Origin of the sequence: Pseudobutyrivibrio sp., from assembly GCF_015057185.1 — a bacterium.
Lineage (GTDB): Bacteria > Bacillota > Clostridia > Lachnospirales > Lachnospiraceae > Pseudobutyrivibrio.
In genome coordinates, this window is record NZ_SVEV01000006.1 from 66,039 (window position 1) to 88,347 (window position 22,309).

Consider the following 22,309-nt stretch of genomic DNA (forward strand, 5'->3'; position numbering starts at 1 on the left):
TATGATTAGTTAAAAAGAACCCTGCAACAGATTACTTAAATCTATTGCAGGGCTTTTAAGTAGAGATAACTAAAATTTAGTAGTCTCTTCTAGATTTGAAAAGGCCAATAATGCCTTTAATTACGCCTCTAATTAGGGCAAAAATCAAGAACATTAACAGGAATCCCCATACGCCAAAAACGATATCCTCGAAGTCCATGACACCTGTTTTGGTAACCTTTTGTCCTATTTCAATTGCAAAGGTTGTAAGAATTACAAGTGTAAATACATATATCCATGTTATTGCAAGAACGTGGTCATGCTTTGCCAAAATCGTAAAAAGTGGATGGATTAACAAAACAAGTGCCATGCCAAATACACCAATTATTAAAAAGTGTAATTCCTTATCAGTAAAGTTGGCCTCATAGGAATCGTTAAGGCTCAAAAAATAAGTATGTAATTCTGTAATAATATCAATAATACCGTATAAAAATGTATTCATAAAATTGCTCTCCTATGTTAAAATCAACCCTATAGAACTATTTTCGAATGGGAGGATTATATTTATGGGTAATGTAATTGTAGCTCAATCAGGCGGCCCTACTGTTGCTATTAATGCCAGTCTCGCCGGAGTTATTGAAGGAACCATCGGTTCTAACTATGACAAAATATACGGTTCAATAAACGGTATTCTCGGTATTCGAGATGATAATATCATTGACCTTTCTTCTATCGTAGCTAACGATCCACATTTCTTGAAACGTCTTAAAACAACTCCAGCCATGTACTTAGGTTCATGCCGCTTCAAACTCCCTAGTATCGACTCAGAGGATCCTATATATAATACATTATTTGATCAATTTAAAAAATACCAAATCGAAGCATTCTTCTACATTGGCGGAAACGATTCTATGGATACAGTGGACAAACTTTCAGCTTATGCTAGCAAAATTGGTTCAAAAATCAGATTTGTTGGCGTTCCAAAAACTGTAGACAACGACCTTTGTGTAACAGACCACACACCTGGTTTTGGTTCTGCAGCTAAATACATTGCAACCTCAACAATGGAAGTAATCTTCGATGCTCAAATATACGATAACCCTAGCGTTACAATCATTGAGGTTATGGGTAGAGATGCTGGTTGGTTAACAGCTGCCACATCCCTTGCCAAAACAGATTGTTGCGACGGTCCTGACCTTATTTATCTTCCAGAAGTTCCATTTGATAAAGCTAAATTTATCGAAGACCTAAAGCGTCTATTAAAAGAAAAAACAAACGTAGTTGTTGCTGTTTCAGAAGGCATTAGAGATGCAAATGGCGAATACATTTCAGCTTCTACAGGTACTCTCGATAACTTTGGACATGCTCAGCTTTCTGGTGCAGGCAAAACTCTTGAATACCTTGTAAAGGATGCTCTGGGCGTAAAGGTACGTTCTATCGAAGTAAACGTACTCCAGCGTGCCGCAGCTCATATGTCCAGCCTTACTGACATCAACGAATCCGAAGCTATCGGAAAAAAGGCCGTTAACATTGCCGAAGAAGGTGTCACAGGCGCCATGGTTACTATGGAGCGTATCAGCAATGCACCATACGAAATCAAATTCGACTACGCAAAGATTCACGACATTGCCAACGAAGCTAAGGAAGTCCCAATGTCATGGATTAATTCTTCCCACAATGGAGTTACCTCCGATATGGTAAACTACCTACAGCCTCTCGTTATCGGACTCCCAGACGTTGAATACAAAAACGGATTACCAGTATATGTAAGTAGATAACGATAATAATTAAGCCACCCTGTTACGGTGACAAGCCTGAAATATTGCTTTGCTCGGCTAACATGCCTCGCTAAGCAACACTCAGAGCTTGTCTCCTACAGAGTGGCTTTTATTCCATTTTAGAATCCAACATTGTCAAGTAGCGATTTTCACCCTCCATGTATGTGGCGAAGGTTCCAATGATTGTGATGTCGTCACCTACCTGAGGGTAGTCGTCCTCAGTGTATTGGTCGGCGTCTAGTACGAATTCAAGGCCCTGAGAGCAACATTGGGTGGCATCCTGTACGATGCAGGCGTAGTATTTTTGACCTGATTCCGGGTCTTCGTACATGTTGCAAATACCTTCCATTTTTATGGTTTTTCCAATGTAGTCATCGGGAGTCATTATCATGTTGTAGACTTCGGAGTATACGAAGGTGGCTGACATTGCTGTAAGGTCAATGTCTACGCTATCATCTGGTACAATTATCTCATCAGAAGTGTTTGTCTCTTCTTCCTGAGGTTCGCCTTCCTCTGTGGATTCTATTGGCTTAACCTGAGGTGTTGTTGTGGCTGTCTCAGTGGCGTCCGATGAATCTTCATTTTTTCCACAAGCAGTAATACCAAAAGTCAAAGTTATGCACATCAATATAGTAATTATTCTTTTCATGTACTATTATCCTTTTATTTTACCTACGATCAAACAACCGATATAAAGAATTACGTCTGCGGTAACGATTGTGGAACCAACTGGTGTTCCTACAAGTATTGAAACTATGATTCCAAAGAATGCACATATTACAGATGCTACTGCAGAAAAAACTGTAACTGCTCTAAAGCTTTTAAACACACTCATTGCAGACAATGCAGGAAAGATTACAAGGGCTGAAATCAGCAAGGAGCCTACTAGGTTCATTGCAATTACAATGATAATAGCTATAACTGTTGCAATTAAAAGGTTGTATAGTTTAACCTTTGTTCCAACTGCATTGGCAAAATCCTCATCAAATGTCACCGCAAAAATGCGATTATAGAACAGCACAAATATTACAAGTACTACAATTGCAAGTATTCCACAAACCCAAACCTCAGTATTTGTCAAAGTCAAAATCGATGTGGAACCAAAAAGTGTGGTACATACATCTCCCGATACATTTGAGGATGTTGGGAATAGATTCATTATCATGTAACCAAAAGCTAGAGCTCCAACTGATATCATAGCAATTGCTGCATCACCCTTGACCTTGGCATTTTTTCCTTTACTAAGAAGCAATATTGCAGCCAGTATGGTTAAAGGCAAAACTATAAGCATGCTATTGGTAAGATTTAAAACTGTAGCAATTGATAATGCACCGAAGGCAACATGTGACAATCCATCTCCTATATATGAGTATCGCTTCAATACAAGAGTGACTCCAAGGAGTGAGGAGCATAGGGCAATCAACACTCCTACTATTAGAGCGTATCTTACAAATGGAAAAGTGAGGTAAAGCATTAATGTGTCTAGCATGACTGCACCTCCTTTTTCTCTTCAACTGCTAACGTATTTACGTTAAAAATCTTAGTTGCGTAATTTGTAATATTATCAATATCGTGACTAATCATAATAATGGTGAGTCCGTCATCGTTTAGCTGTTTGATTAGTTCATACATCTCTGCAGTTACCTGAGGATCCAGACCTGCCACAGGCTCATCTAGTAGGAGCACTCTTTTCGTTGCACAAAGAGCTCTAGCTAATAAAACTCTCTGTTGTTGACCTCCTGATAACTCTCTATAGCATCTATTTTTCAATTGAGCTATTCCCATTCGTTTAATATTTTGAAGAGCCAGCTCCTTCTGTTCCTTACTATAGAAGAACTTTTTGCCCAATCCATTCTGACAGCCGGAAAGAACTATTTCAAAAACAGATGCTGGGAAATCTCTCTGTACATCTGATTGTTGTGGCAAATATCCGATTTCATTTTTCAAAAGTCCCTCACTAAAATTAAATTCGCCTGAAATCGGTGTCTGAAGTCCTAAGATGGTCTTCATAAGTGTAGTTTTTCCAGACCCATTCTCCCCAACAATACAAAAGTAATCTCCTGCATTGATTTCAAAATTGATTCCATTTAATACTGAGCTGCCTTCATAGCCTACGCTCAGTTCCTTGGCTGTTAAAATTGCCATAGTAACTCCTTTATTGTAATGCTTCTTTTAGAACTGAAAGATTGTTTTCCATGATGCCTAAATATGTAGCGCCTGCCTCAACATCTGCACTTGTAGTAGACTGCATAGAATCCAATGTTAATATTTTTGCATCCTTTGAATTCGTATTTACGATAATAGTTTCAGCAATCTTCTGGTCTGAATTTTCAATAGTTAAAACACTGTTAAGCCCTAACTCATCAACCTTTCCTGCAAGGAATGTGATAGTTTCAAAACTAGCCTCACTCTCTGCAGAGCAGCCTACAAAAGCTGCATAATAATCAAGGCCATAATCATCTGTTAAATATCTAAATGGGAATCTATCTCCAAATAATATCGTATTTACGTTAGCAGCATCAACGGCATCCTGGTACTGTGCATCTAAAGCTGCAAGCTCCTCATTGTACTTTGCTGCATTTTCTGCATATACACTTGCATTTTCAGCATCAACAGTTCCTAGTGCATCTGAAATTGCTGTAACTAAAGTCTGAGTATTTTTCAAAGAAAGCCATACATGCTCGTCATACTCAACTTCCTCTTCACCGCCTTCGGCTTCTTCCTCAGCTTCCATGCCCTCAACGACTTCTTCTTCCTTGACGCTATCGCCTAGTACATCTAAAAGGTCAACAACAACCATATCCTTGTTTGTAGCTTCCTTTAATGCATCATCAACCCACTCGTCAGATTCTCCACCTACATAGATAAATACATCACAAGTGGAAATCTTCATGATATCCTCAGCATTAGGTTGATAACTATGCAAATCCACGCCATTATCCAAAAGCATTGTGATATCCACATTTGCAGAATCTCCTACAATCTGACGAACCCAATCGTACTCAGGGAAAATAGTTGTCACTACAGAAATACCATCTGTATTTGCAGCTGCTATTCCTGCATTATTTGCATTTCCACAGCCTACAAAAATAGAAGCTCCAAGAACAAAAGCGCACATCAAAGACATCACTCTACGATTCTTTGTAAATAATCTTCTAGTAAAAATCTTCGCTATTAAATTTTTCATTTTCATTATCCTTTCGTGTATCCATTGTAAGCCTTTGTTTGATTTAAAACAAAAGCTTGCACAACAATAATGCCTATGAGTAAATGCAGGCACACTCAAGAATCTAATCTAACCTTTTGGGAAACCAGTGTAGTCTGAACAGACTGATAATCAAAATTAGCAATCTCTACAGCTATAAAAGAAAATGCAATAACTGCAGCAACTACCAATATAAGACCTGTGCTAAGTGTTTTGATATTGTTCTCGCACTGGATGATAACTGAGCATACAGGACAGTGGTCACTATCATCGCAATGATGATTAATATGCTCTGAAATATACTCATTAGAAAACTGCACAAGAATAACAGTAGCTAAAATAGCTACTAGAGCAAATATTCTTTTTAAAATATTATTCTTGCTCATTATTACTCTCCAATTAGTGCAAACTAACTATCAACAATACTGAGGGTATAATACGCATTTCGTTAAGTTTTGTCAATGTCAAACAAAAAAGAGAGCAACATTTGTTGCCCTCTAAATTACACTATTCGATTAATAAAACTTTTAAATCTGCGACAATACATTTACGCAATCATCACAAATCAAATCGCCATGCTCTAATAAAAATGCTCCATCGAAGCTCTCAGTAAACATCTGGCTTGCAAACTCTGCAATAACCAAAATAACTGCTGAAATCTGGCGACGTGTAAGCTCAAAATTAAGCTTAACGTAGTAATCATCACCATATCTGTAGAGAGAACTCTTGATTCCATCATACTTTGGAATATGTTTACATAACTCTATAGATGCATCTAAATCTGGAAGGATTGCCCACAGAGGAGTATCTAAATACTGATCTGTAACCTCATCCTTGTCATCTCTTAAAACTGTAGCATTCTGTACAGGTACATCAGCTGTGCTTGCTGAAATTGCTGGTGGTGTATTTTTCGTAGTAGAAAGTGTCTCCTGTAAACCTGTTAAATGCTTTTTTAATTCTTCTATAGCAGTTGCCAGTCCTGAACTTGAATCTGGGGATATAAGTAATGCAACATCGCCCTGTGGCATAACTGTCATCTGTACACTATAAGCCTTTGCGTGAGTTTCTATACCAAGTGTTTCACATGCTTCTGCTAAAATATCCCTGATAAAGCTTTGGGTTTTTTCCTGGTCACTGACGAAATCTCCGAGCTCCATACCGTTCTGTTCCATTTCTTCTTTGGTGATAACACAACGGATTTTGTCCTCACCTATCTTCTTGAACTTCATCAGCTCCCCTCCTTTCACATAGTGTGTCGACGTAAATAAAGTTTAGCAAATCGATGTAAAAGTGTCACGGAAATTTCTGAGTATTTTATCTGACTTTTCTGTGAACTATGGGATAAGTGTCGTACAATTCCTATTTTACCTTACAATACCAACCAAATCATTAACATCGTCAATATTCTTGCGTAACATATAATCCTTCAATCCTGAAAGGATGTCAAGGGTAGCTGTAGGGTTGTAGAAATTAGCTGTTCCTACTGATACGGCTGTGGCTCCTGCCAACATCATTTCCACTGCATCCTGCCATGTTGAAATGCCACCCATTCCTATTATTGGAATGCTTACTGCATTTGAACATTCATAAACCATTCTAACTGCAATTGGATGAACTGCTGGGCCTGACATGCCACCGGTTTTATTGGCTAGAACAAAGCTCTGACGCTCCACATCGATTTTCATTCCTGTAAGAGTATTTATGAGTGAAATGGCATCTGCTCCACCTGCCTCTGCAGCCTTTGCCATGACCTTGATGTCAGTAACATTAGGTGAAAGCTTCATCACTATAGGCTGTTTAGCATGAGACTTAACTAAACGTGTTATTTCTTCTACCGCTTTTGGATCTTGTCCGAAGGCAATTCCTCCCTCCTTAACATTAGGGCAGGAAATGTTGATTTCTAACATATCCACGCGTTTTTCCGAAGACAATATATCTACCACTTCAATATATTCTTCGGCTGAATGGCCACAAACATTAACCACAACTTTTGCATCTTTGAATTGTTCTAGGAATTTTAAATCTCTTTTGCAAAATACTTCAACTCCAGGGTTCTGAAGTCCTATAGCGTTAAGCATTCCTGAGCTTACTTCTGCGATTCTAGGAGTTGGATTGCCTGGCCAAGGTACATTTGCTACACCCTTTGTTACCACAGCACCAAGCTTATTTAAATCAACAAATTCTGAGTACTCCATTCCCGAACCGAAGGTTCCTGAAGCCTCCATAATTGGATTCTGAAATTCTACACCTGCAATTGTAACTTTTGTATTCATTAGAGCACTACCTCCGTCGAAAGAAATACTGGACCATCTTTGCAAACTCGCTTGTTGTTTACATGGCTGTGGTCATCCTTTTCTGTTGACTGACAAACGCAGCCTAAGCAAGCTCCCACTCCGCAGGCCATTCTCTCTTCCATAGAAACGTAGCATTTAATTCCATGCTCTTTAGCATATTCTGCCACACCACGAAGCATTGGCTTTGGTCCACAAGCGTAGATTACATCAGCATTTAGTTCATTTTCTTTCATAGCATCTACAACTGTTCCGTGAACTCCCACAGAGCCGTCGTCTGTTGCAATAATTAGTTCTGATGCCACATCAGTAAATTCTTCTGTAAGGAACATATCATCATTTCTATATCCCATAACAGCAGTCACTGTACCTGGCAATTGTTTTGCAAGCTCGAGCATTGGTGGCACACCGATTCCACCGCCAATAACTATAGCCTTGTCTCCCTCAAGTGGAAATCCATTTCCAAGAGGGCCCATAATTTCTATTTCATCGCCAGCAGTTAGTTTTGAAAACTCTGTAGTGCCTTCTCCTACAACTCTATAAACTACTCTAAGAGTACCTGCATTTTTATCGATTTCACAGATGCTTATAGGGCGTGGAAGAAGCTTACTTCCATTATTAGAAAATATACTTATGAACTGACCTGGGATAGCATACTCAGCAGCCTTTGTAGAAAGCACCATACTGTATACTCCCTCTGCCAAATTATGCTGATCTATGACCTTAGCTTTTTCTTTTACTTTCATGCTTTATTAAACTCCTAATATTTGTTTTGCCAATTGCAGTTTGATAGTGGTAATTAAGAAAGTGCTCCACGGATATCTGCTAACATATCTTCTACTGCTGCACGGCTTGCTTCTGCGAAGTTAGCCTCACCATATTTTGCATATTTTTCCTGCTGGTAAGCTGCAATAATTCCACGGCTAGAGTTTACGATTGCACCAAGTCCATCTTCATTAAAGAAGTTTACAAGGTCTGCACCTTTGCCACCTTGTGCGCCGTAACCAGGCACCAAAATATATGTATGTGGCATAAGCTTACGAAGCTTTGCCCCCATCTCTGGATATGTTGCACCAACAACTGCGCCAACATTTGAGTAGTTGCCTTCTAAAGTATCAGCGCCCCACTCTTCAATTTTTTCTGCCATATGCTCGTAAAGAGGTCTACCATCAATAAGTCTGTCCTGGAATTCTCCAGACGATGGATTTGAAGTCTTGCAAAGTACGAAAATTCCCTTGTCCTCTTCCTTACATACATCAACAAATGGCTTTACTCCATCTGATCCAAGGTAAGGATTTACTGTAGCCATATCCGCATCAAAGCCCTGATACTTATATTCTCCAACCTGAACTGAGCCAAGGTGTCCTAAAGCATATGCTGTTGATGTTGAACCGATATCACCTCTTTTAATATCAGCGATAACAACAAGACCAAGCTCCTTTGCATAATCAACTGTCTTTTTATAAGCAATCATGCCAGGTATGCCATAGCTTTCGTACATGGCAATCTGTGGCTTTACTGCTGGGATTAAATCTGCGCAGGCATCCATAATCTGTCTGTTGTAATCAAACATAGCCTCACCCACAGCCTCAAGTGTCTGGCCACATTCTGCAGTCCACTTGTCCACAAGCCCCTTAGGCATAAGCTTCATAGTAGGATCAAGGCCCACTACAATCGGTGCATTTTTCTCCTGAATCTGACTAATTAATTTCTGAATCATATTTCCTCCCTAGGCCGCTTGTTACGTTCTCAATCCTTGGCATTACTCCGCTCGACTGGAATGTCTCGCGAGAGTAACCCCAAGAGATTGATAACTACAAGCTCATCTAATCATCTAATCATCTAAATAACAACTAATTTAAAATTAATTCACGTTATACAACGATAAAATCTACATTGGTATTTTTCTTGATACTACATACTCAGCTATTCGGAGTAGACGACTTTTCCATCGTAGATTGTTTTGACAACCTTGCCCTGCACCTTGCGGCCTTCATATGGCATGTTTTTTGATTTGCCTACGAAGTCGGCAGCATGTATTTCGTATTCAATGGATGGATTAAATATTGTAATGTCGGCAGCCTTGCCTATTGCAATATTTCCTAAATCATCTCTTCCTAATATTCTCGCTGGATTGCTGCTCATGTACGCAGCCATTGTAAGTGGTGAAATAAGACCTGATAAAACAAGCTCTGTATATGTAAGGCTGGCCGACGTTTCAAGACCTACGATTCCAAATGGAGATGCAAATCCCTTTGCCTTTTCCTCAGCTGTATGTGGAGCATGGTCAGTAGAAATAACCTCAAAAACTCCCTCTGCCAATCCCTTGCGCAAAGCGTCTCTGTCTTCTTTTGTACGAACTGGAGGATTCATTTTGTAATTGCCATCTCCTGGCACAATGTCATCCTCAGTAAGTGTGAAATGATGTGGGCAAACCTCCCCGGATACCTTAATACCTCTAGCCTTTGCCTCCTTAAGAATGTCATAGCTCTCCTTTGTGGAGCAATGGCAAAGATGAAGTGTTGCTCCAGTCTCCTCAGCAAGCATAATATCACGGGCTTCGATTATATTTTCAACCGCATTGCTAATACCCTTTTCTCCAAGGTCCTTTGAGCGTGTTCCCATATTCATAACACCGCCCTCAACCAAATTAATATCCTCGCAATGTGCTAGGACTGGAACTCCTTGGTTTGCAACTATTTTCATAGCCTGACGATATAGACCTGAATCCATAACTGATTTGCCATCCTCTGAAATAGCAGGAATTCCTGCATCAATCATTCCTTGCAAATCCGAAAGCTCTTTGCCTGCCATGCCCTTTGTAACCGAGCCCACCTGAAGTACTCTACAAAGTCCAACAGAGTTTCCCTTTTCATGGACATAATTAACAAGCTCAGGATTATCAACAACAGGCTTTGTATTTGGCATGGCAAGAACTGTGGTAACCCCTCCTCTAGCCGCAGCCTTGGAACCTGTCTCAATATCCTCCTTTGCTGTCTGGCCCGGATCTCTGAAATGCACATGCATATCAATGAGTCCTGGCATAACAAAACATCCCTTTGCATCAATTACTAAATCAGAAAAAACGGGAACAATTTCAGCCTCTACAGCTGAAATACTGTTCCCGTCTATCTTAATATCTAATATTTGATCTGTGTTTGTAGGTGGATTTAAAACCCTACCATTTTTGATTATAAGGCTCATGTTTTACCTCTCTCTTCTAAACTTTAAATAGTATAGCATAAGTCCCCCATCTATTAAAACTATTTTTACCGCTTTAGTTACTAATCTCAGATTACTGTTTTTACTGTTAATCGTTCTCTCGAATAATTTGCTCTACACTAGAGCATAAATACCCAATTTTAAATTTTGCGCGATTAAATAATAAACTATTTAATTTGGCTATTCATTTATAAGATTCCTTATGTTAATATATGAAAGATTTTTTTGGAGGAATGAAATATGAAAACTAAGAAACAAAAATCTAAAGTATCATTTACTCATTCTATGGCTTTCAAGATTGTTCTAGTTTTTGACATAATATTTATTTTAGCAATGTTGGCTGTAGGAGGTATATCGATACATAATTCAAAATCGACACTTACTGAAACATACCGCAACTATACAAAAAATTTAGCAGAGGTAGCTGCAAGTACTGTAGATTCTACTATGGATTCTACTGGTAGATACATTACTCTCGAGGGATACAATGATTTATCCGGTCCTACTATCGAAATGTATCTGCTTTCACAATTGGAGGCTGATGTTGATGCTAACAGAGACTCTATATTTGAAGTTTTTGACAAGCCACTTGGTAACATCAAAATCGAAAGTGTAGAAGGTTCTTATGCTTACTATGTAAGCCGCGAAGGAACAATGATCTACCATCCTACTATAGAAAAAATTGGTACTCCAGTAGAAAATGCTGCTGTTAAAGGTTTGGTAGAACGTTTACAGGCAGGAGAAACTCCTGAGGATATTGGCAGTGGCTCCATTATTTATGAATATAATGGTGCCAATAAATATGCAGGATATGCATTCACAGGGGCAGGAAATATTGTCATTGTTACTGGTGATTATGATTTAATCATGGAGCCGGTTAATTCCATGGCTGCGCTTGTTACTATCACTGTTGCTGTAATCTTATTAATCTTCATGATTATCTTCTTTGTATTGATTAATACTATGCTTAGACCTCTTGGAGATGTAGCAGAAATAATCGATGAAACTGCACACTTTAATTTCAAGAAGAGTAAGAAGGGTGTAGCTTTAGCTAAAAGAAAAGATGAAGTGGGCATGATAGCAAATTCTGTACGTGTAATGCGTGATGCACTTCGCGGTATGGTTACAGATATTACTTCAACAGAGAACCGTATTAATAATAACGTGATCACATTAAAAGGTACTGCAGATGACGTTAATGCAATGTGTTCAGACAACTCCGCTACAGCTCAGGAATTAGCTGCATCTATGGAAGAAACATCTGCTGCTACTGAGGAAATTAGCAACAATGTTTCTATAATAAAGGATGAAGCTAACGGCATTGACGAGATGGCTGTTGAGGGCGCAAACCTTTCAAAAGACATTATGGGCAGAGCCTCTGACCTTAAGATTAGCACTAAAAAAGCAGCTGAGCGTACACAGGCTACTTACGAAGGTGTTCGCCAACAAACAGATGAAGCTATTGAGAATGCAAAAGCCGTTGATAAGATTAATGAGTTGACTAACACAATTATGCAGATTTCTTCTCAGACATCGTTACTTTCTCTCAACGCCTCTATTGAAGCTGCAAGAGCAGGCGATGCTGGTAGAGGCTTTGCCGTAGTTGCTTCTGAGATTAGTAATCTCGCAAAGCAGACTAGTGAAGCAGTTGGAAATATCGACGAAATTGTTGCAGAAGTAAACAATGCAGTTTATCAAATGTCTTCTTGTCTTCAGGAAACAACAGATTTCCTTGAGCAAACAGTACTTGTTGACTACTCTGATTTTACAAAGGTATCCGAGCAATACTACTCAGACGCTGAAATTTTCCAGAACAGTATGGGAACCATTTCAACAGGTGTTCAAGAACTATCTCACTCTATTGAGAATATTTCTGAAACATTAGGACATATCAATGCCACTGTTAGTGAATCAGCTGAAGGTGTATACGATATTGCAGAAAAAACTTCTGGGATCGTTATGGGAACTGGCGAAGTCAACGATAAAGTAGGCGATACTGAAAAAGCCATTGAAGCCCTCACAAATATAGTAAATCTATTCCAAATAGATGAAGAATAAAACATAAAATATAATGAGCCCCTGTTACGGCTACAAGCATTGCAACTCTCCGCTCTACTAACATGTATCGCTTGAGAGCTGCAATAGCTTGATGCCTACAGAGGCTTTCATTATTGTTATATATTTGCCTACCATGGGCTATTTTTGCTATTATTTGTTCGCCTACGGGACGTATTATTAATTATTTGTCAGACGGTAATATGACCCATCTATTGTAACATCAAGGGTTCCATCAGGATTTTCCTTAATAGTCATGGTTCCTGTTTCATCCATAGTTGTTCCATCACTAAAACGATAATTGCTCAATGCATATGAACTACCATTTTTTGTAAAGTCACAAGCCACATCTCCCATATAAACAACACCACTTGTGGAACTATCAAAATTAATCTCACAATAATCATATTCTTCTAATGAATAATAGGTTCCACTAAATCCCTCGGACTCTGTGCTTGTCTCATCAACCTGCTGTCCAATAGCTCCTGCCTCACCAGCAGTTTCTGTCTGATTAGCTTCTTCAGCACCCTCTTCTACAGCCTGAGAATCTTCACCAATTTCACCTGCTGCATCATCACCTATTTTGCCAGCATTATCATCTTTATTTAAATCATCGCTTTGGCTTGTTCCCTGAGAATTTTCTGAGGAATTAATCTCTTCATAATTTAACTCATCAGCTTCATCCTGATTTGCAGAGTCAATATCAGCAGTTTCTTCTGTTGCTGTATCAGCGTCATTGTGGCTCACGACATAGGCAACGCCGCCTCCAATAACTAATACTGCTGCAACTGTTGCTACAAATACCTTTGTTGTAACTGTAACACCACCAATAGTAAGACCCGTCTTTGTGCCTACTGTGGCAGTTGTCTTTGCGCCTGTAGCGGCAATTTTTCCAACTTTTGAGCCAGCATTGACTGTAGATAATACAGCTTCCACTGTAGGTGCAACAGCCTCGCATGCCATGGCATCTTTCTTGAAAAGTGCAAAGAAGAATACCATAGGAAGCATACCGTAAAGCTTTGTACCCTGCTTTTCTAGCGCAAGGACCTTGTCCTTTATCTTGGTACGGCCATAATTGAGACGGCTTTTAACAGTATTTTCAGAGACCCCAAGGGTTTCAGCAATTTCTTTGACAGACATTTCTTCCATGTAAAACATGGTTACGCACATTCTCTGCTCATCAGAAAGGTCTGCCATCATTTCTCTGATGAGCCTAGAAGTTTCCTGCTGATCAATTGCTAAATCAGGTCTTGTATCAATTCGATCGTCCTCGAATGTATCGCTGATATCTCCTTCATCCTCATTTTCTGCCTCTGAAAACAATAAAGGATTATTCTTTTTTAATTCATTTAGCGAGCGAGTGGCAACAATACGTCCAAGCCATGGTTCAAATTTTGTTGCGTCTTCCAATTGATCCATGCTTTGAAAAGCTTTGATATAAGACTCCTGCAAAACATCCATAGCTGCCTGCTCATTTTTTAAATATTTAAAAGCAATGTAATAACTCTTCTGATATGTTTGTTCATATAAATATGTGAATCCTGCATTATCTCCATTTTTCGCACTGTTCACTGCACTAACTAAATCCATATAATCCTCCACTAATTAAAACTATTTAGAGCTTAAACTCATTTTCACTACCATGTTTTTTCATTCTACCGCTTTTTGCACCTAAAATCATCAATATATTATTTAATATTTTGGTTGCTTGTGCCTTACACTTATAAGACAATCCAAAAGAGCCACTGTAGGCATCAAGCTCATGTAACTCTCAAGCGAAACATGTTCGTTGAGCGGAGCGTTACATGGCTTGTAGCCGTAACAGTGGCTCTTAGTATGTCTATATATTTGTCTATAGTCTTGTGGTTACGAAAATGTCGTAGATTGCTTTTACAGCAGCTTCGAAGTCTTGGTTTTCAACTCCGATGATGATGTTGAGCTCGGAAGAACCCTGGTCAATCATACGAACATTTACATGTGCATGGCTAAGTGCAGAGAAGATACGACCTGCAGTACCACGTGTATTTTTCATGCCACGACCTACAACTGCAATAAGTGCGAGGTCTGACTCAATTTCAATAGAATCAGGAGAACAGTTTCTATGAATAGCAGAAACAACTGCCTGCTCCTTGTTAATAAACTCATCTTCATGAACAACAACAGTCATTGTGTCGATACCTGATGGCATGTGTTCGATACAGATTCCATTGTCTTCAAAGGCCTGAAGTGCCTTTCTACAGAAACCAACCTCTGAGTTCATAAGTGATTTTGTAATAAGTACTGTACAGAAGCCCTTCTTTCCAGCGATACCTGTGATAACGTACTCATTGCGCTGTCCTGTGCTTTCTACAATCCAAGTACCATCATCCTCTGGCTTGTTTGTATTTTTGATATTGATAGGAATGCCTGCTGAACGAACTGGGAAAATAGCATCCTCATGAAGCACTGAAGCCCCCATATATGAAAGCTCGCGAAGCTCTCTATATGTAATTGTCTGCATTCCTACAGGATTCTTAACGATTCGTGGATCACAAATAAGGAAGCCTGATACATCTGTCCAGTTTTCATATACATCAACCTTTGCTGCACCAGCTACGATTGAGCCTGTTACATCAGAGCCACCACGTGAGAATGTTTTAACCCTGCCATCCTTGTCACAGCCATAGAAGCCAGGTACAACTGCGTGTGGATGCTCTTCTAAGGCCTTGCCTAGAGTCTTCATTGTCTTGTATGAATTAAGATGTCCCTCTTCATTAAAGAAGATAACGTCCTTTGCATCGATGAAATCATAGCCTAAATACTCTGCCATAATTTTTCCGTTAAGGAACTCACCTCGGCTTGCAAGGTAATCAAGAGATAAATCATCCTTAATATCCTGAGCTATTTTTTTGAAATCCTCTTCTAATGAGAAGCCTTTTAAATCAAGACCATCAATAATCTCATCATATCTGGCCTTAATAGCTTTAAGATTATCTGTAACATCCTTTCCTGCCTCAGCATCCTTGAATGTTTGGATAAGCATGTCAGTAACCTTTGTGTCCTTGCTATTACGCTTGCCAGGAGCAGAAGGTACTACAAATACTCTATTTTCGTCAGCTCGAATGATATCTCCTACCTTTTTAAACTGATTTGCATCAGCAAGTGAGCTACCTCCAAATTTTACAACCTTTTTCATCGATTATTTCCTCTTCCTAATAATATTTAAGTACTACTTTATTGTCATTTACTTTACACTATTACTTTAGCGAATTAAAGTGTTAATTTATCCAAATTATTCTGATAACAACACTCTATCATTATCTAATTCTTCTCCAGCTCCCACTTTAAACTTTTCAAGTAGATCTGAAACTGTAAGCTTGCTTCGCTCTTCTCCACTAGTATCAAATACTATTTTTCCTGCATTCATCATAAGTGTACGGTTACCTACTTCTAGGGCCTGATGCATATTGTGTGTGACCATAAGGCATGTGATGCCTCGCTCAGCAACAATATTTTTGGTCAGCTCAAGAACCTTTTCAGCAGTGGCTGGATCAAGAGCAGCAGTGTGCTCATCCAATAATAACAGTTTTGGCGTAACAAATGTAGCCATAAGAAGTGTTAGTGCCTGTCTTTGGCCACCTGAAAGCAGCCCAACAGGATGCTTCATTCTATCCTCTAGTCCCATATCAAGTAGAGCCAGCTGCTCTCTGAACCTAGCTTTATCCTTAGAGCTAATTCTAGAAAACAGATGAGCTGAAGCATGGGACGCTCTCAAGAAAGCCAGGGCCATATTTTCTTCTATTGTCATGTTAGGAGCGGTACCCTTTAATGGGTCCTGGAACAAATGGCCAATAACTCGGCTTCGAACGTGCTCCTTTTTAAACGTAATATCTTCTCCATCCAGATAAATATTGCCTTCGTCCACAATAAATGTTCCTGCGATGGCATTGAACATGGTGGACTTGCCTGCTCCATTGGAGCCAACAATAGTGGCAAAATCTCCATCCTTTAAATCAAGACTCAAATTAGTCAATGCAGCCTTTTCATTAACAGTACCAGGATTGAAGGTCTTTGAAATGTTATCTATTTTAAGCATCGCCCTTCACCTCCTGACTACGCTGTCCCCTGTAGTTTGCAAACTGACGCTTTTTAAGTGCTGCCTTTTTTCTAACATAAGGAGCAGCGATTGCAACCGCAACGATAACTGCAGAAACAAGCTTTAACGCCTCTGCTGGAACCGAAAGTCGAAGAGCTATTGCAACAATAAATCTATAGAGAATAGAACCTAAAATTGTGCCAAGTATTCTTCGAAGCATGCTTCCCTTATTTCCAATTAATGACTGACCAATTATAAGTGATGCCAGGGCAATGGTAACCATTCCTGTACCAATATTTATGTCAGCTGACTTTTGATACTGGGCAATAAGGGCTCCTGACAAACCTGTTAGGGAGTTGGAAAGACAAAGGCCAACTGTGATTGTAAATGTTGGATTAATGGAAGATGATTTTACCATTTCCGCATTGTCACCTGTGGCTCTAATCGACATTCCAAGAGTAGTTCCAAGGAACCACCACAATAAAATGGCAATGACTACGATAATCGCCACAACCAAAAATACCTTGTACCAATCTCCAATGAAGGACTCTCCTAAAACATCCTTTCCAATAGAAAACAATGTGTCTGCACCAAATATATTAATTTTTGCTGACATCAGTGAAATATTGATAGTATACAAACCCGTATTAACGATAATACCAGCAAGAATCGACTCCACACCAAGTTTTGTCTGCAAAAAGGCTGTAATAAAGCCTGCAAAGGCGCCTGCCACCATTGCAGCAATCAGCGCCATAAACGGATGACCTGAAAGGGTAACAAGAGCCGCAACAGCACACCCCAAGGTAAAGCAGCCATCAGTTGTCAAATCCGCGATATTTAGAATTGTAAATGAAATAAAAAGTGCTAAAGCAACTAGGGCGTACATACACCCTAGTTCTAAAGCACTTTGAAAAATTGAAACTGTAAAAATAGATGACATTACTCAAACTCCTCTGCAGTCTGGATTTCTACGAATCCGTCGCACATATCACGGATTTTCTCGTAGTCTAGATTAAGGGCAGCAGCTGTCTCTGTATTTACAGTAGCTGTTCCATTATCAAGAGTCTTTACCGCAAGTGAAGCTGGGTCCTTGCCATCAACTAATATTTCTGACACCATGTTAGCTGTCTCAACACCAAGTGTTGCATAGTTAACTCCATATCCTAAATAAGCTCCGTTAAGTGCAAATGAATCTGCTCCACAGTAATGTGGAATACCTGCATCAATGAACTTCTCATAGATAGCAAGCTCGTATGTCATAATTGTATTATCAGTAGGTGTAAATATAGCATCTACTTCTTCTGCTACTAAAGCATCTGCTGCAAGCATAACTTCATCATTAGTGTTACCTGTTTTTTCAACATACTCAATTCCCATTGAATCAAGATATGCCTTTGCATCAGTAATTGCTGTTGCTGAAGAATCCTGTCCCTTGTCATAAAGCAAACCAACTTTATCAAGATTTCTATCCTGAGTAAGCATAAGGTCAATAACAGCCTCTGTATTAAGGGCATCTGATGTACCTGTAACATTTGAACCTGGAGCATCATTGCTCTCAACAAGACCTGCTGCCTCTGGGTCAGAAACTGCTGCAAACACAACAGGAATCTGATTATCCTCTGTAGCTGCCTGGCAAATCATTGCTGTAGGAGTAGCTATAGGAACCAGAATATCTACCTCATCATTAATAAGCTCTGTAACAATCTGATTAATATTAGTAGAATCAGCCTGTCCATTATAATAGTAATCCTCATACTCAAATGTGCAGCCCTTTTCCTCACCAAGCTTATCAAGCTGAGCCTCTAGATTAGTAACAATCTGATTAAGTGAAGCATCATCAACATACTGAATGATACCAACCTTATAAACCTGTCCCTCAGTAACTGTGTCATTTCCTGCATCTGCCGAATCTCCACCAGCAGCTTTTTCTGTATCACCACAGCCCATCATCATAACACCAGTCATAAGACCAACCATGAGCATCGATAAAAGTCTCTTTTTCATAGTAATCCTCCTAAAACCTTCTCTAAAATCTTAGAATCTATTTTATCACAACGCTTTAGCAAGTTAAAGCATAAAATTAACCAGCCTTAGTTAAAGGCTGGTGCTTTTTCCATGCTTGTCTGTGGTGTGATGCTATATAGTAATTCGGAGTTTTCTTCAACGTATTTGAGGCCGCTTGTTCTAGTTGTAGATTGCTGAATGTTTTCTCCGACAATTTTCTTGTGGCAGGTGGTAACGCTGGCGCTAGTAGGCATTGATTTAGTTATTGTGGACTGGGGAATCTCTTGTGCATTGCTTTTCAATGCCTGGGAACCAAATATTAATGAAACCCCAAGTAATGCTACTAGAAATGCTTTGTTAACCACCTTAATCATTTTTATCATCCTCCTTTTTCTATGGATTAGCGTATTTTCTAAGTAGTATATTAATACTTTATACATAGTATGTCAATAATTATTATAAAATATTTTTTTACTACTATTTTTGGGGGCAAAGCATATTGCAGGTAGCATAATAAAAGAGCTGCCCATAGGACAGCCCTTAATCAGTTATTCAATATGATATTCTAGTTTTTGTTCATCGGTTAATTCCATGTCACCGTACAACTCTTCTGCTTGCTCCATAAGCTCTTCTAGCTCCTTAAACTTAAATGCATATAGACTGAGATTATCAACACATATGATAGTTTTGTTCTCAGGAATATATATTCTTCCACCTGATATATAGCTTAATTCACCCATGCTATCTAAATCTATGATAGTCATAGCAATAAAGTTAGATAATATCAATCTATTGTTTTCTTCATCATATTCACAAAAATCATACTCATTTGTCTGGTATTTATTCTTGTATACAAATTTGTTTTGCTCCAAATCATAGATTCTAAAATACAAATCAGCTCCCTGCAAATAAAGCTTGGAGTTGTCATTAGAGAACTTCACAAATCCAGAATATGATTTGACGTAGAATGGAATCTCGTCAACAAGCTCCATGGAGTCAGTTTTATACACTCTGAGTTTTCCATCGTCACATGCTGCTGCAACAAGTGTTGCATCATCACTAAGGCCGATAATGTCAACTCGATAGTCTGGTACTAACGTTTCAACCTTGTCTTTTGATGTACTAAATCTCTTCAATGTGTATTCTAGACTATCAATACAATAAACTGTTTCTCCATCATTGGTAACAATGGCAGACGAAATTGGTCCACTCTCATTTGAACCATCCTTTATCGTTTTCATGTCTGATAGGCTAACCACAGTGTAATCGCTTCCATTATAGTAGATAAGATATTTTCCATTCTGTGAATAACTAGCCTCAGCAGTATAACAATCATAGTACTTTTCTTCGTCCAGCTTAGATTTCGAAATATTATACGTATCAATACATCCATCAGTACGTGGTATCACAATTTTGTCTTCGCTAATAAAACGAGTTGACTTGTAATCTGCCTTTTCTACTTCAAAATGGTTTTTAATCTCACCACTTGCAGTTTCTACAACATCGTACATATATCCATAGCTATCGTCCGCTCCGTCATAATGCTCTGCCACTAGATACAAGTCACCGCTAGGACTAGAGTCAACAATTGCCGAAACCTTCGCATCTAAATCCACCTCATATAGCATGGACTCATCAGTAGAATATTTTTGTACCAATAGCTCGGAGCTTCTATATGTCCTAGCAACCAAAGTACCAGAAGTAATAAAGAAATCCATCATGCTATCATCTGTTATGTCCATAATATTATCTGTAAGAGTGATAGCTGGATCTGTATGATACAATGTCACCTTTCCATCTGAGGTACCAACAAAAATGTAGGTACCAATATCATTAAAGCCTATTCTTTGGATGTAACTATCGGAATTGATAGTGTTTATATCCTCTCCAGTATATAAATCAAGTTCAAATACTGACTTGGTACCATTTATAATAACTCGACCACATTCCTCGCCATTAAGCTCGACTTTTGTTGTTCGTATGTATGAGTAGCTAGAAGAAAGGCTCGCGCCCTCATATACAAACTCTCTATTCCACAGTTCCTGACCTGTAGTGGAATCAATTCTTTGTACATATAGTGGTGCGTCTGAAAAGCTCATGAGTCCATCATAATCCATGGTTCCCAACAAAAGCTGCCCGTCATCATCAAATATTAAATCTATACATGTATCACCTGCCATAGGCACATCCACGTACTCATCAGTATTTAAATCATAGATAGTGCAATAATTAATGTCCATGTCACCTATATCATAGTGGGTCACAGCCATCTTATTGTTTTCTGTATCCAAGGCACAATAATGACCAAAATCTATATCTGTATGATTAGCATAATCCTTTAATATCTCTCCAGACTCAGCATCAATCAAATAAACATTAGTGTCAGTGCAAAGAATTGCTTTACCTGACTTGCTATATATTTCTCCACCTTTGACGTACCCCTCAGGAATAAAGCTATATACCTCTTTTCCACTCTCATTATAAGCAAATATACCATTTGCATTTATTACAACAGCATTGCTTTCTGAAAAGCCAAGTGCTTTATTGGAGACAGTGGTACCATAATTATCATACTCAGGTGGAATTTCAAAAAGCTTTTCACCTGACTCCAAATCCCATAGATACACATAGTCTGAAGTATCATAGCTAAGCACGCGAGTACCTTGAATATTTTCTACAAAATCTGTAACAGGCAAATTATGAACAAGTATTTTGTCCTTCGCCAAATCTGCTCCAATATCATAACAATCCAATGCCTGTGATAAAGCGTAAATTGACTCTGGCACAACTGGTCTCTCATTTTCCTCAGTTGGTAAGCCTGCTAGCGCAATGAGGGCCGCAGCCTGACGATCTCCAGAATCTAAAACATCAAGGGATGTTGCGGCCAAAACCTTGGATTCATTTATGAGCTTTTGAGTATATTCTTCATTTATCTTTTGAAGGTTGTATGCGTTGTACAAACCAAAGGCAATACCAAGACCTGCTATAATAGTTGTTATACCAATCGCGATTCCTGCAATCTTTTTTATACGACGTTCTCTATGTCTCTGCTTTAGGTCATCATAATCAACGTTCAAAATAGAAGCTGCAAGTCTAAGGGATTCTGTCTTTAGCTTACGTCGAACCTCTCTTTTTGAGCTTCCTCTAACATCTGCTGCAAGTGGCTCCACTGGATTGCCTGCTTCATCTACTAGAAGCTGTGGTGGAAAAGAATCTCCAGGCTCACCATCTACTAGCACAGCGAGTACATTTTCTCGACCATGCATAGCAATGAAGGTATCAATCTCCTTCATTACCCAATAAGAGTCTTTAGTTTGTGGAGAGCAGATAACAATAAGCATTCCTGCCTCTTGTAATGCCGCCTCAATATTACTTCCCAGGTCACTACCAATAGGAAGCTCTTCCTGATCTCTGAAAACCCTATTAATTCTCTTTCTACCAATCTCCTTTTGAATCTTTCTAGGAATTTTGGTAGTTTCCAATGCCTTATGTACCTTTTTGGCTACATACATATCCCGCTCTAAATGCCTATAGCTAATAAACGCATCATATTTCATTTTTTCATTCTCCCAACATCCACGACCTACGGACTGTTACGTATACAATCCTTATGTACTTTTCACTCATCTAAAACGATTCGTTCAAAGTAATAAGAGATTGTTTACTACAGTCCTTGATCATAATATCCACATAAAAAAAT

The 22,309-nt window shown here is 38.9% G+C and carries 20 protein-coding genes; 2 read left to right on the plus strand and 18 right to left on the minus strand.

Going from position 1 to position 22,309, the window contains the following annotated elements; all coding sequences use genetic code 11:
* Positions 1-76: 76 nt before the first annotated feature.
* The gene (locus tag E7276_RS03955; RefSeq protein ID WP_294214003.1) at positions 77-481 is read right to left on the minus strand and encodes a hypothetical protein; all 405 of its coding nucleotides are present in this window, start codon (positions 479-481) and stop codon (positions 77-79) included.
* Positions 482-545: 64 nt separating this feature from the next.
* Here E7276_RS03955 and E7276_RS03960 point away from each other — a divergent pair, with 64 nt between their 5' ends.
* Positions 546-1,757 carry a 6-phosphofructokinase gene (locus tag E7276_RS03960; RefSeq protein ID WP_330598917.1) on the plus strand — a complete coding sequence of 404 codons (1,212 nt, stop codon included), beginning with the start codon at positions 546-548 and terminating at the stop codon, positions 1,755-1,757.
* A 109-nt stretch (positions 1,758-1,866) separates the two neighbouring features.
* On the opposite strand, the gene E7276_RS03965 is transcribed toward E7276_RS03960, so the two are convergent.
* The 10 genes from E7276_RS03965 to E7276_RS04010 form a co-directional block, all read right to left on the minus strand.
* Positions 1,867-2,406: a hypothetical protein gene (locus E7276_RS03965; RefSeq protein WP_294214005.1), complete on the minus strand. Its 540-nt coding sequence runs from the start codon at positions 2,404-2,406 to the stop codon at positions 1,867-1,869.
* Positions 2,407-2,412: 6 nt separating this feature from the next.
* The gene (locus E7276_RS03970) at positions 2,413-3,246 is read right to left on the minus strand and encodes a metal ABC transporter permease (RefSeq protein ID WP_294214007.1); all 834 of its coding nucleotides are present in this window, start codon (positions 3,244-3,246) and stop codon (positions 2,413-2,415) included.
* Positions 3,240-3,902, minus strand: a complete 663-nt coding sequence (locus tag E7276_RS03975; protein ID WP_294214010.1) for a metal ABC transporter ATP-binding protein — start codon at positions 3,900-3,902, stop codon at positions 3,240-3,242. Before E7276_RS03975 ends, E7276_RS03970 begins: the two co-directional genes overlap by 7 nt.
* Positions 3,903-3,912: 10 nt before the next feature.
* The gene (locus E7276_RS03980; RefSeq protein ID WP_294214014.1) at positions 3,913-4,944 is read right to left on the minus strand and encodes a metal ABC transporter substrate-binding protein; all 1,032 of its coding nucleotides are present in this window, start codon (positions 4,942-4,944) and stop codon (positions 3,913-3,915) included.
* Between the two features lie 95 nt (positions 4,945-5,039).
* Positions 5,040-5,348 (minus strand): hypothetical protein, encoded by a 309-nt coding sequence (locus E7276_RS03985; RefSeq protein ID WP_294214016.1) that lies wholly within the window; start codon positions 5,346-5,348, stop codon positions 5,040-5,042.
* Positions 5,349-5,489: 141 nt separating this feature from the next.
* Entirely contained in the window at positions 5,490-6,191 is a 702-nt protein-coding gene (locus E7276_RS03990) for an adaptor protein MecA (RefSeq protein WP_294214019.1), read from the minus strand.
* Positions 6,192-6,326: 135 nt separating this feature from the next.
* A complete protein-coding gene (locus E7276_RS03995; RefSeq protein ID WP_294214020.1) occupies positions 6,327-7,235 on the minus strand; it encodes a dihydroorotate dehydrogenase in 909 nt (302 codons plus the stop codon).
* The gene (locus tag E7276_RS04000) at positions 7,235-7,999 is read right to left on the minus strand and encodes a dihydroorotate dehydrogenase electron transfer subunit (RefSeq protein WP_294214022.1); all 765 of its coding nucleotides are present in this window, start codon (positions 7,997-7,999) and stop codon (positions 7,235-7,237) included. Before E7276_RS04000 ends, E7276_RS03995 begins: the two co-directional genes overlap by 1 nt.
* Positions 8,000-8,052: 53 nt before the next feature.
* The gene (pyrF, locus tag E7276_RS04005) at positions 8,053-8,973 is read right to left on the minus strand and encodes an orotidine-5'-phosphate decarboxylase (RefSeq protein ID WP_294214025.1); all 921 of its coding nucleotides are present in this window, start codon (positions 8,971-8,973) and stop codon (positions 8,053-8,055) included.
* Positions 8,974-9,179: 206 nt separating this feature from the next.
* The gene (locus E7276_RS04010) at positions 9,180-10,457 is read right to left on the minus strand and encodes a dihydroorotase (RefSeq protein ID WP_294214028.1); all 1,278 of its coding nucleotides are present in this window, start codon (positions 10,455-10,457) and stop codon (positions 9,180-9,182) included.
* Positions 10,458-10,715: 258 nt separating this feature from the next.
* On the opposite strand from E7276_RS04010, the gene E7276_RS04015 reads away from it, so the two are divergent.
* Positions 10,716-12,533 carry a methyl-accepting chemotaxis protein gene (locus E7276_RS04015; protein ID WP_294214030.1) on the plus strand — a complete coding sequence of 606 codons (1,818 nt, stop codon included), beginning with the start codon at positions 10,716-10,718 and terminating at the stop codon, positions 12,531-12,533.
* Between the two features lie 177 nt (positions 12,534-12,710).
* On the opposite strand, the gene E7276_RS04020 is transcribed toward E7276_RS04015, so the two are convergent.
* The 7 genes from E7276_RS04020 to E7276_RS04050 form a co-directional block, all read right to left on the minus strand.
* The gene (locus E7276_RS04020) at positions 12,711-14,120 is read right to left on the minus strand and encodes an RNA polymerase sigma factor (protein WP_294214032.1); all 1,410 of its coding nucleotides are present in this window, start codon (positions 14,118-14,120) and stop codon (positions 12,711-12,713) included.
* 262 nt (positions 14,121-14,382) lie between these two features.
* Positions 14,383-15,705, minus strand: a complete 1,323-nt coding sequence (locus E7276_RS04025) for an aspartate kinase (protein ID WP_294214034.1) — start codon at positions 15,703-15,705, stop codon at positions 14,383-14,385.
* Between the two features lie 96 nt (positions 15,706-15,801).
* On the minus strand, positions 15,802-16,605 hold the full coding sequence (locus E7276_RS04030) for an ABC transporter ATP-binding protein (RefSeq protein WP_294214036.1): 804 nt from the start codon (positions 16,603-16,605) through the stop codon (positions 15,802-15,804).
* Entirely contained in the window at positions 16,598-17,545 is a 948-nt protein-coding gene (locus E7276_RS04035; protein ID WP_294214037.1) for an ABC transporter permease, read from the minus strand. The genes E7276_RS04030 and E7276_RS04035 overlap by 8 nt, the downstream gene beginning before the upstream one ends.
* Positions 17,545-18,609 carry an ABC transporter substrate-binding protein gene (locus tag E7276_RS04040; protein ID WP_294214039.1) on the minus strand — a complete coding sequence of 355 codons (1,065 nt, stop codon included), beginning with the start codon at positions 18,607-18,609 and terminating at the stop codon, positions 17,545-17,547. Before E7276_RS04040 ends, E7276_RS04035 begins: the two co-directional genes overlap by 1 nt.
* Before the next feature lie 86 nt (positions 18,610-18,695).
* On the minus strand, positions 18,696-18,983 hold the full coding sequence (locus tag E7276_RS04045) for a hypothetical protein (RefSeq protein ID WP_294214041.1): 288 nt from the start codon (positions 18,981-18,983) through the stop codon (positions 18,696-18,698).
* Between the two features lie 174 nt (positions 18,984-19,157).
* A complete protein-coding gene (locus tag E7276_RS04050) occupies positions 19,158-22,166 on the minus strand; it encodes a toll/interleukin-1 receptor domain-containing protein (RefSeq protein ID WP_294214042.1) in 3,009 nt (1,002 codons plus the stop codon).
* Between the last annotated feature and the right edge of the window lie 143 nt (positions 22,167-22,309).

Coding starts and splice junctions, on each gene's coding strand:
- pyrF (WP_294214025.1), bottom strand. CDS start 8,973: ATGATTCAGAAATTAATTAGTCAGATTCAGGAGAAAAATGCACCGATT.
- E7276_RS03975 (WP_294214010.1), bottom strand. CDS start 3,902: ATGGCAATTTTAACAGCCAAGGAACTGAGCGTAGGCTATGAAGGCAGC.
- E7276_RS04040 (WP_294214039.1), bottom strand. CDS start 18,609: ATGAAAAAGAGACTTTTATCGATGCTCATGGTTGGTCTTATGACTGGT.
- E7276_RS04015 (WP_294214030.1), top strand. CDS start 10,716: ATGAAAACTAAGAAACAAAAATCTAAAGTATCATTTACTCATTCTATG.
- E7276_RS04045 (WP_294214041.1), bottom strand. CDS start 18,983: ATGATTAAGGTGGTTAACAAAGCATTTCTAGTAGCATTACTTGGGGTT.
- E7276_RS03955 (WP_294214003.1), bottom strand. CDS start 481: ATGAATACATTTTTATACGGTATTATTGATATTATTACAGAATTACAT.
- E7276_RS03970 (WP_294214007.1), bottom strand. CDS start 3,246: ATGCTAGACACATTAATGCTTTACCTCACTTTTCCATTTGTAAGATAC.
- E7276_RS03990 (WP_294214019.1), bottom strand. CDS start 6,191: ATGAAGTTCAAGAAGATAGGTGAGGACAAAATCCGTTGTGTTATCACC.
- E7276_RS03985 (WP_294214016.1), bottom strand. CDS start 5,348: ATGAGCAAGAATAATATTTTAAAAAGAATATTTGCTCTAGTAGCTATT.
- E7276_RS04000 (WP_294214022.1), bottom strand. CDS start 7,999: ATGAAAGTAAAAGAAAAAGCTAAGGTCATAGATCAGCATAATTTGGCA.
- E7276_RS04050 (WP_294214042.1), bottom strand. CDS start 22,166: ATGAAATATGATGCGTTTATTAGCTATAGGCATTTAGAGCGGGATATG.
- E7276_RS04035 (WP_294214037.1), bottom strand. CDS start 17,545: ATGTCATCTATTTTTACAGTTTCAATTTTTCAAAGTGCTTTAGAACTA.
- E7276_RS04025 (WP_294214034.1), bottom strand. CDS start 15,705: ATGAAAAAGGTTGTAAAATTTGGAGGTAGCTCACTTGCTGATGCAAAT.
- E7276_RS03980 (WP_294214014.1), bottom strand. CDS start 4,944: ATGAAAAATTTAATAGCGAAGATTTTTACTAGAAGATTATTTACAAAG.
- E7276_RS04010 (WP_294214028.1), bottom strand. CDS start 10,457: ATGAGCCTTATAATCAAAAATGGTAGGGTTTTAAATCCACCTACAAAC.
- E7276_RS04020 (WP_294214032.1), bottom strand. CDS start 14,120: ATGGATTTAGTTAGTGCAGTGAACAGTGCGAAAAATGGAGATAATGCA.
- E7276_RS03960 (WP_330598917.1), top strand. CDS start 546: ATGGGTAATGTAATTGTAGCTCAATCAGGCGGCCCTACTGTTGCTATT.
- E7276_RS03995 (WP_294214020.1), bottom strand. CDS start 7,235: ATGAATACAAAAGTTACAATTGCAGGTGTAGAATTTCAGAATCCAATT.
- E7276_RS03965 (WP_294214005.1), bottom strand. CDS start 2,406: ATGAAAAGAATAATTACTATATTGATGTGCATAACTTTGACTTTTGGT.
- E7276_RS04030 (WP_294214036.1), bottom strand. CDS start 16,605: ATGCTTAAAATAGATAACATTTCAAAGACCTTCAATCCTGGTACTGTT.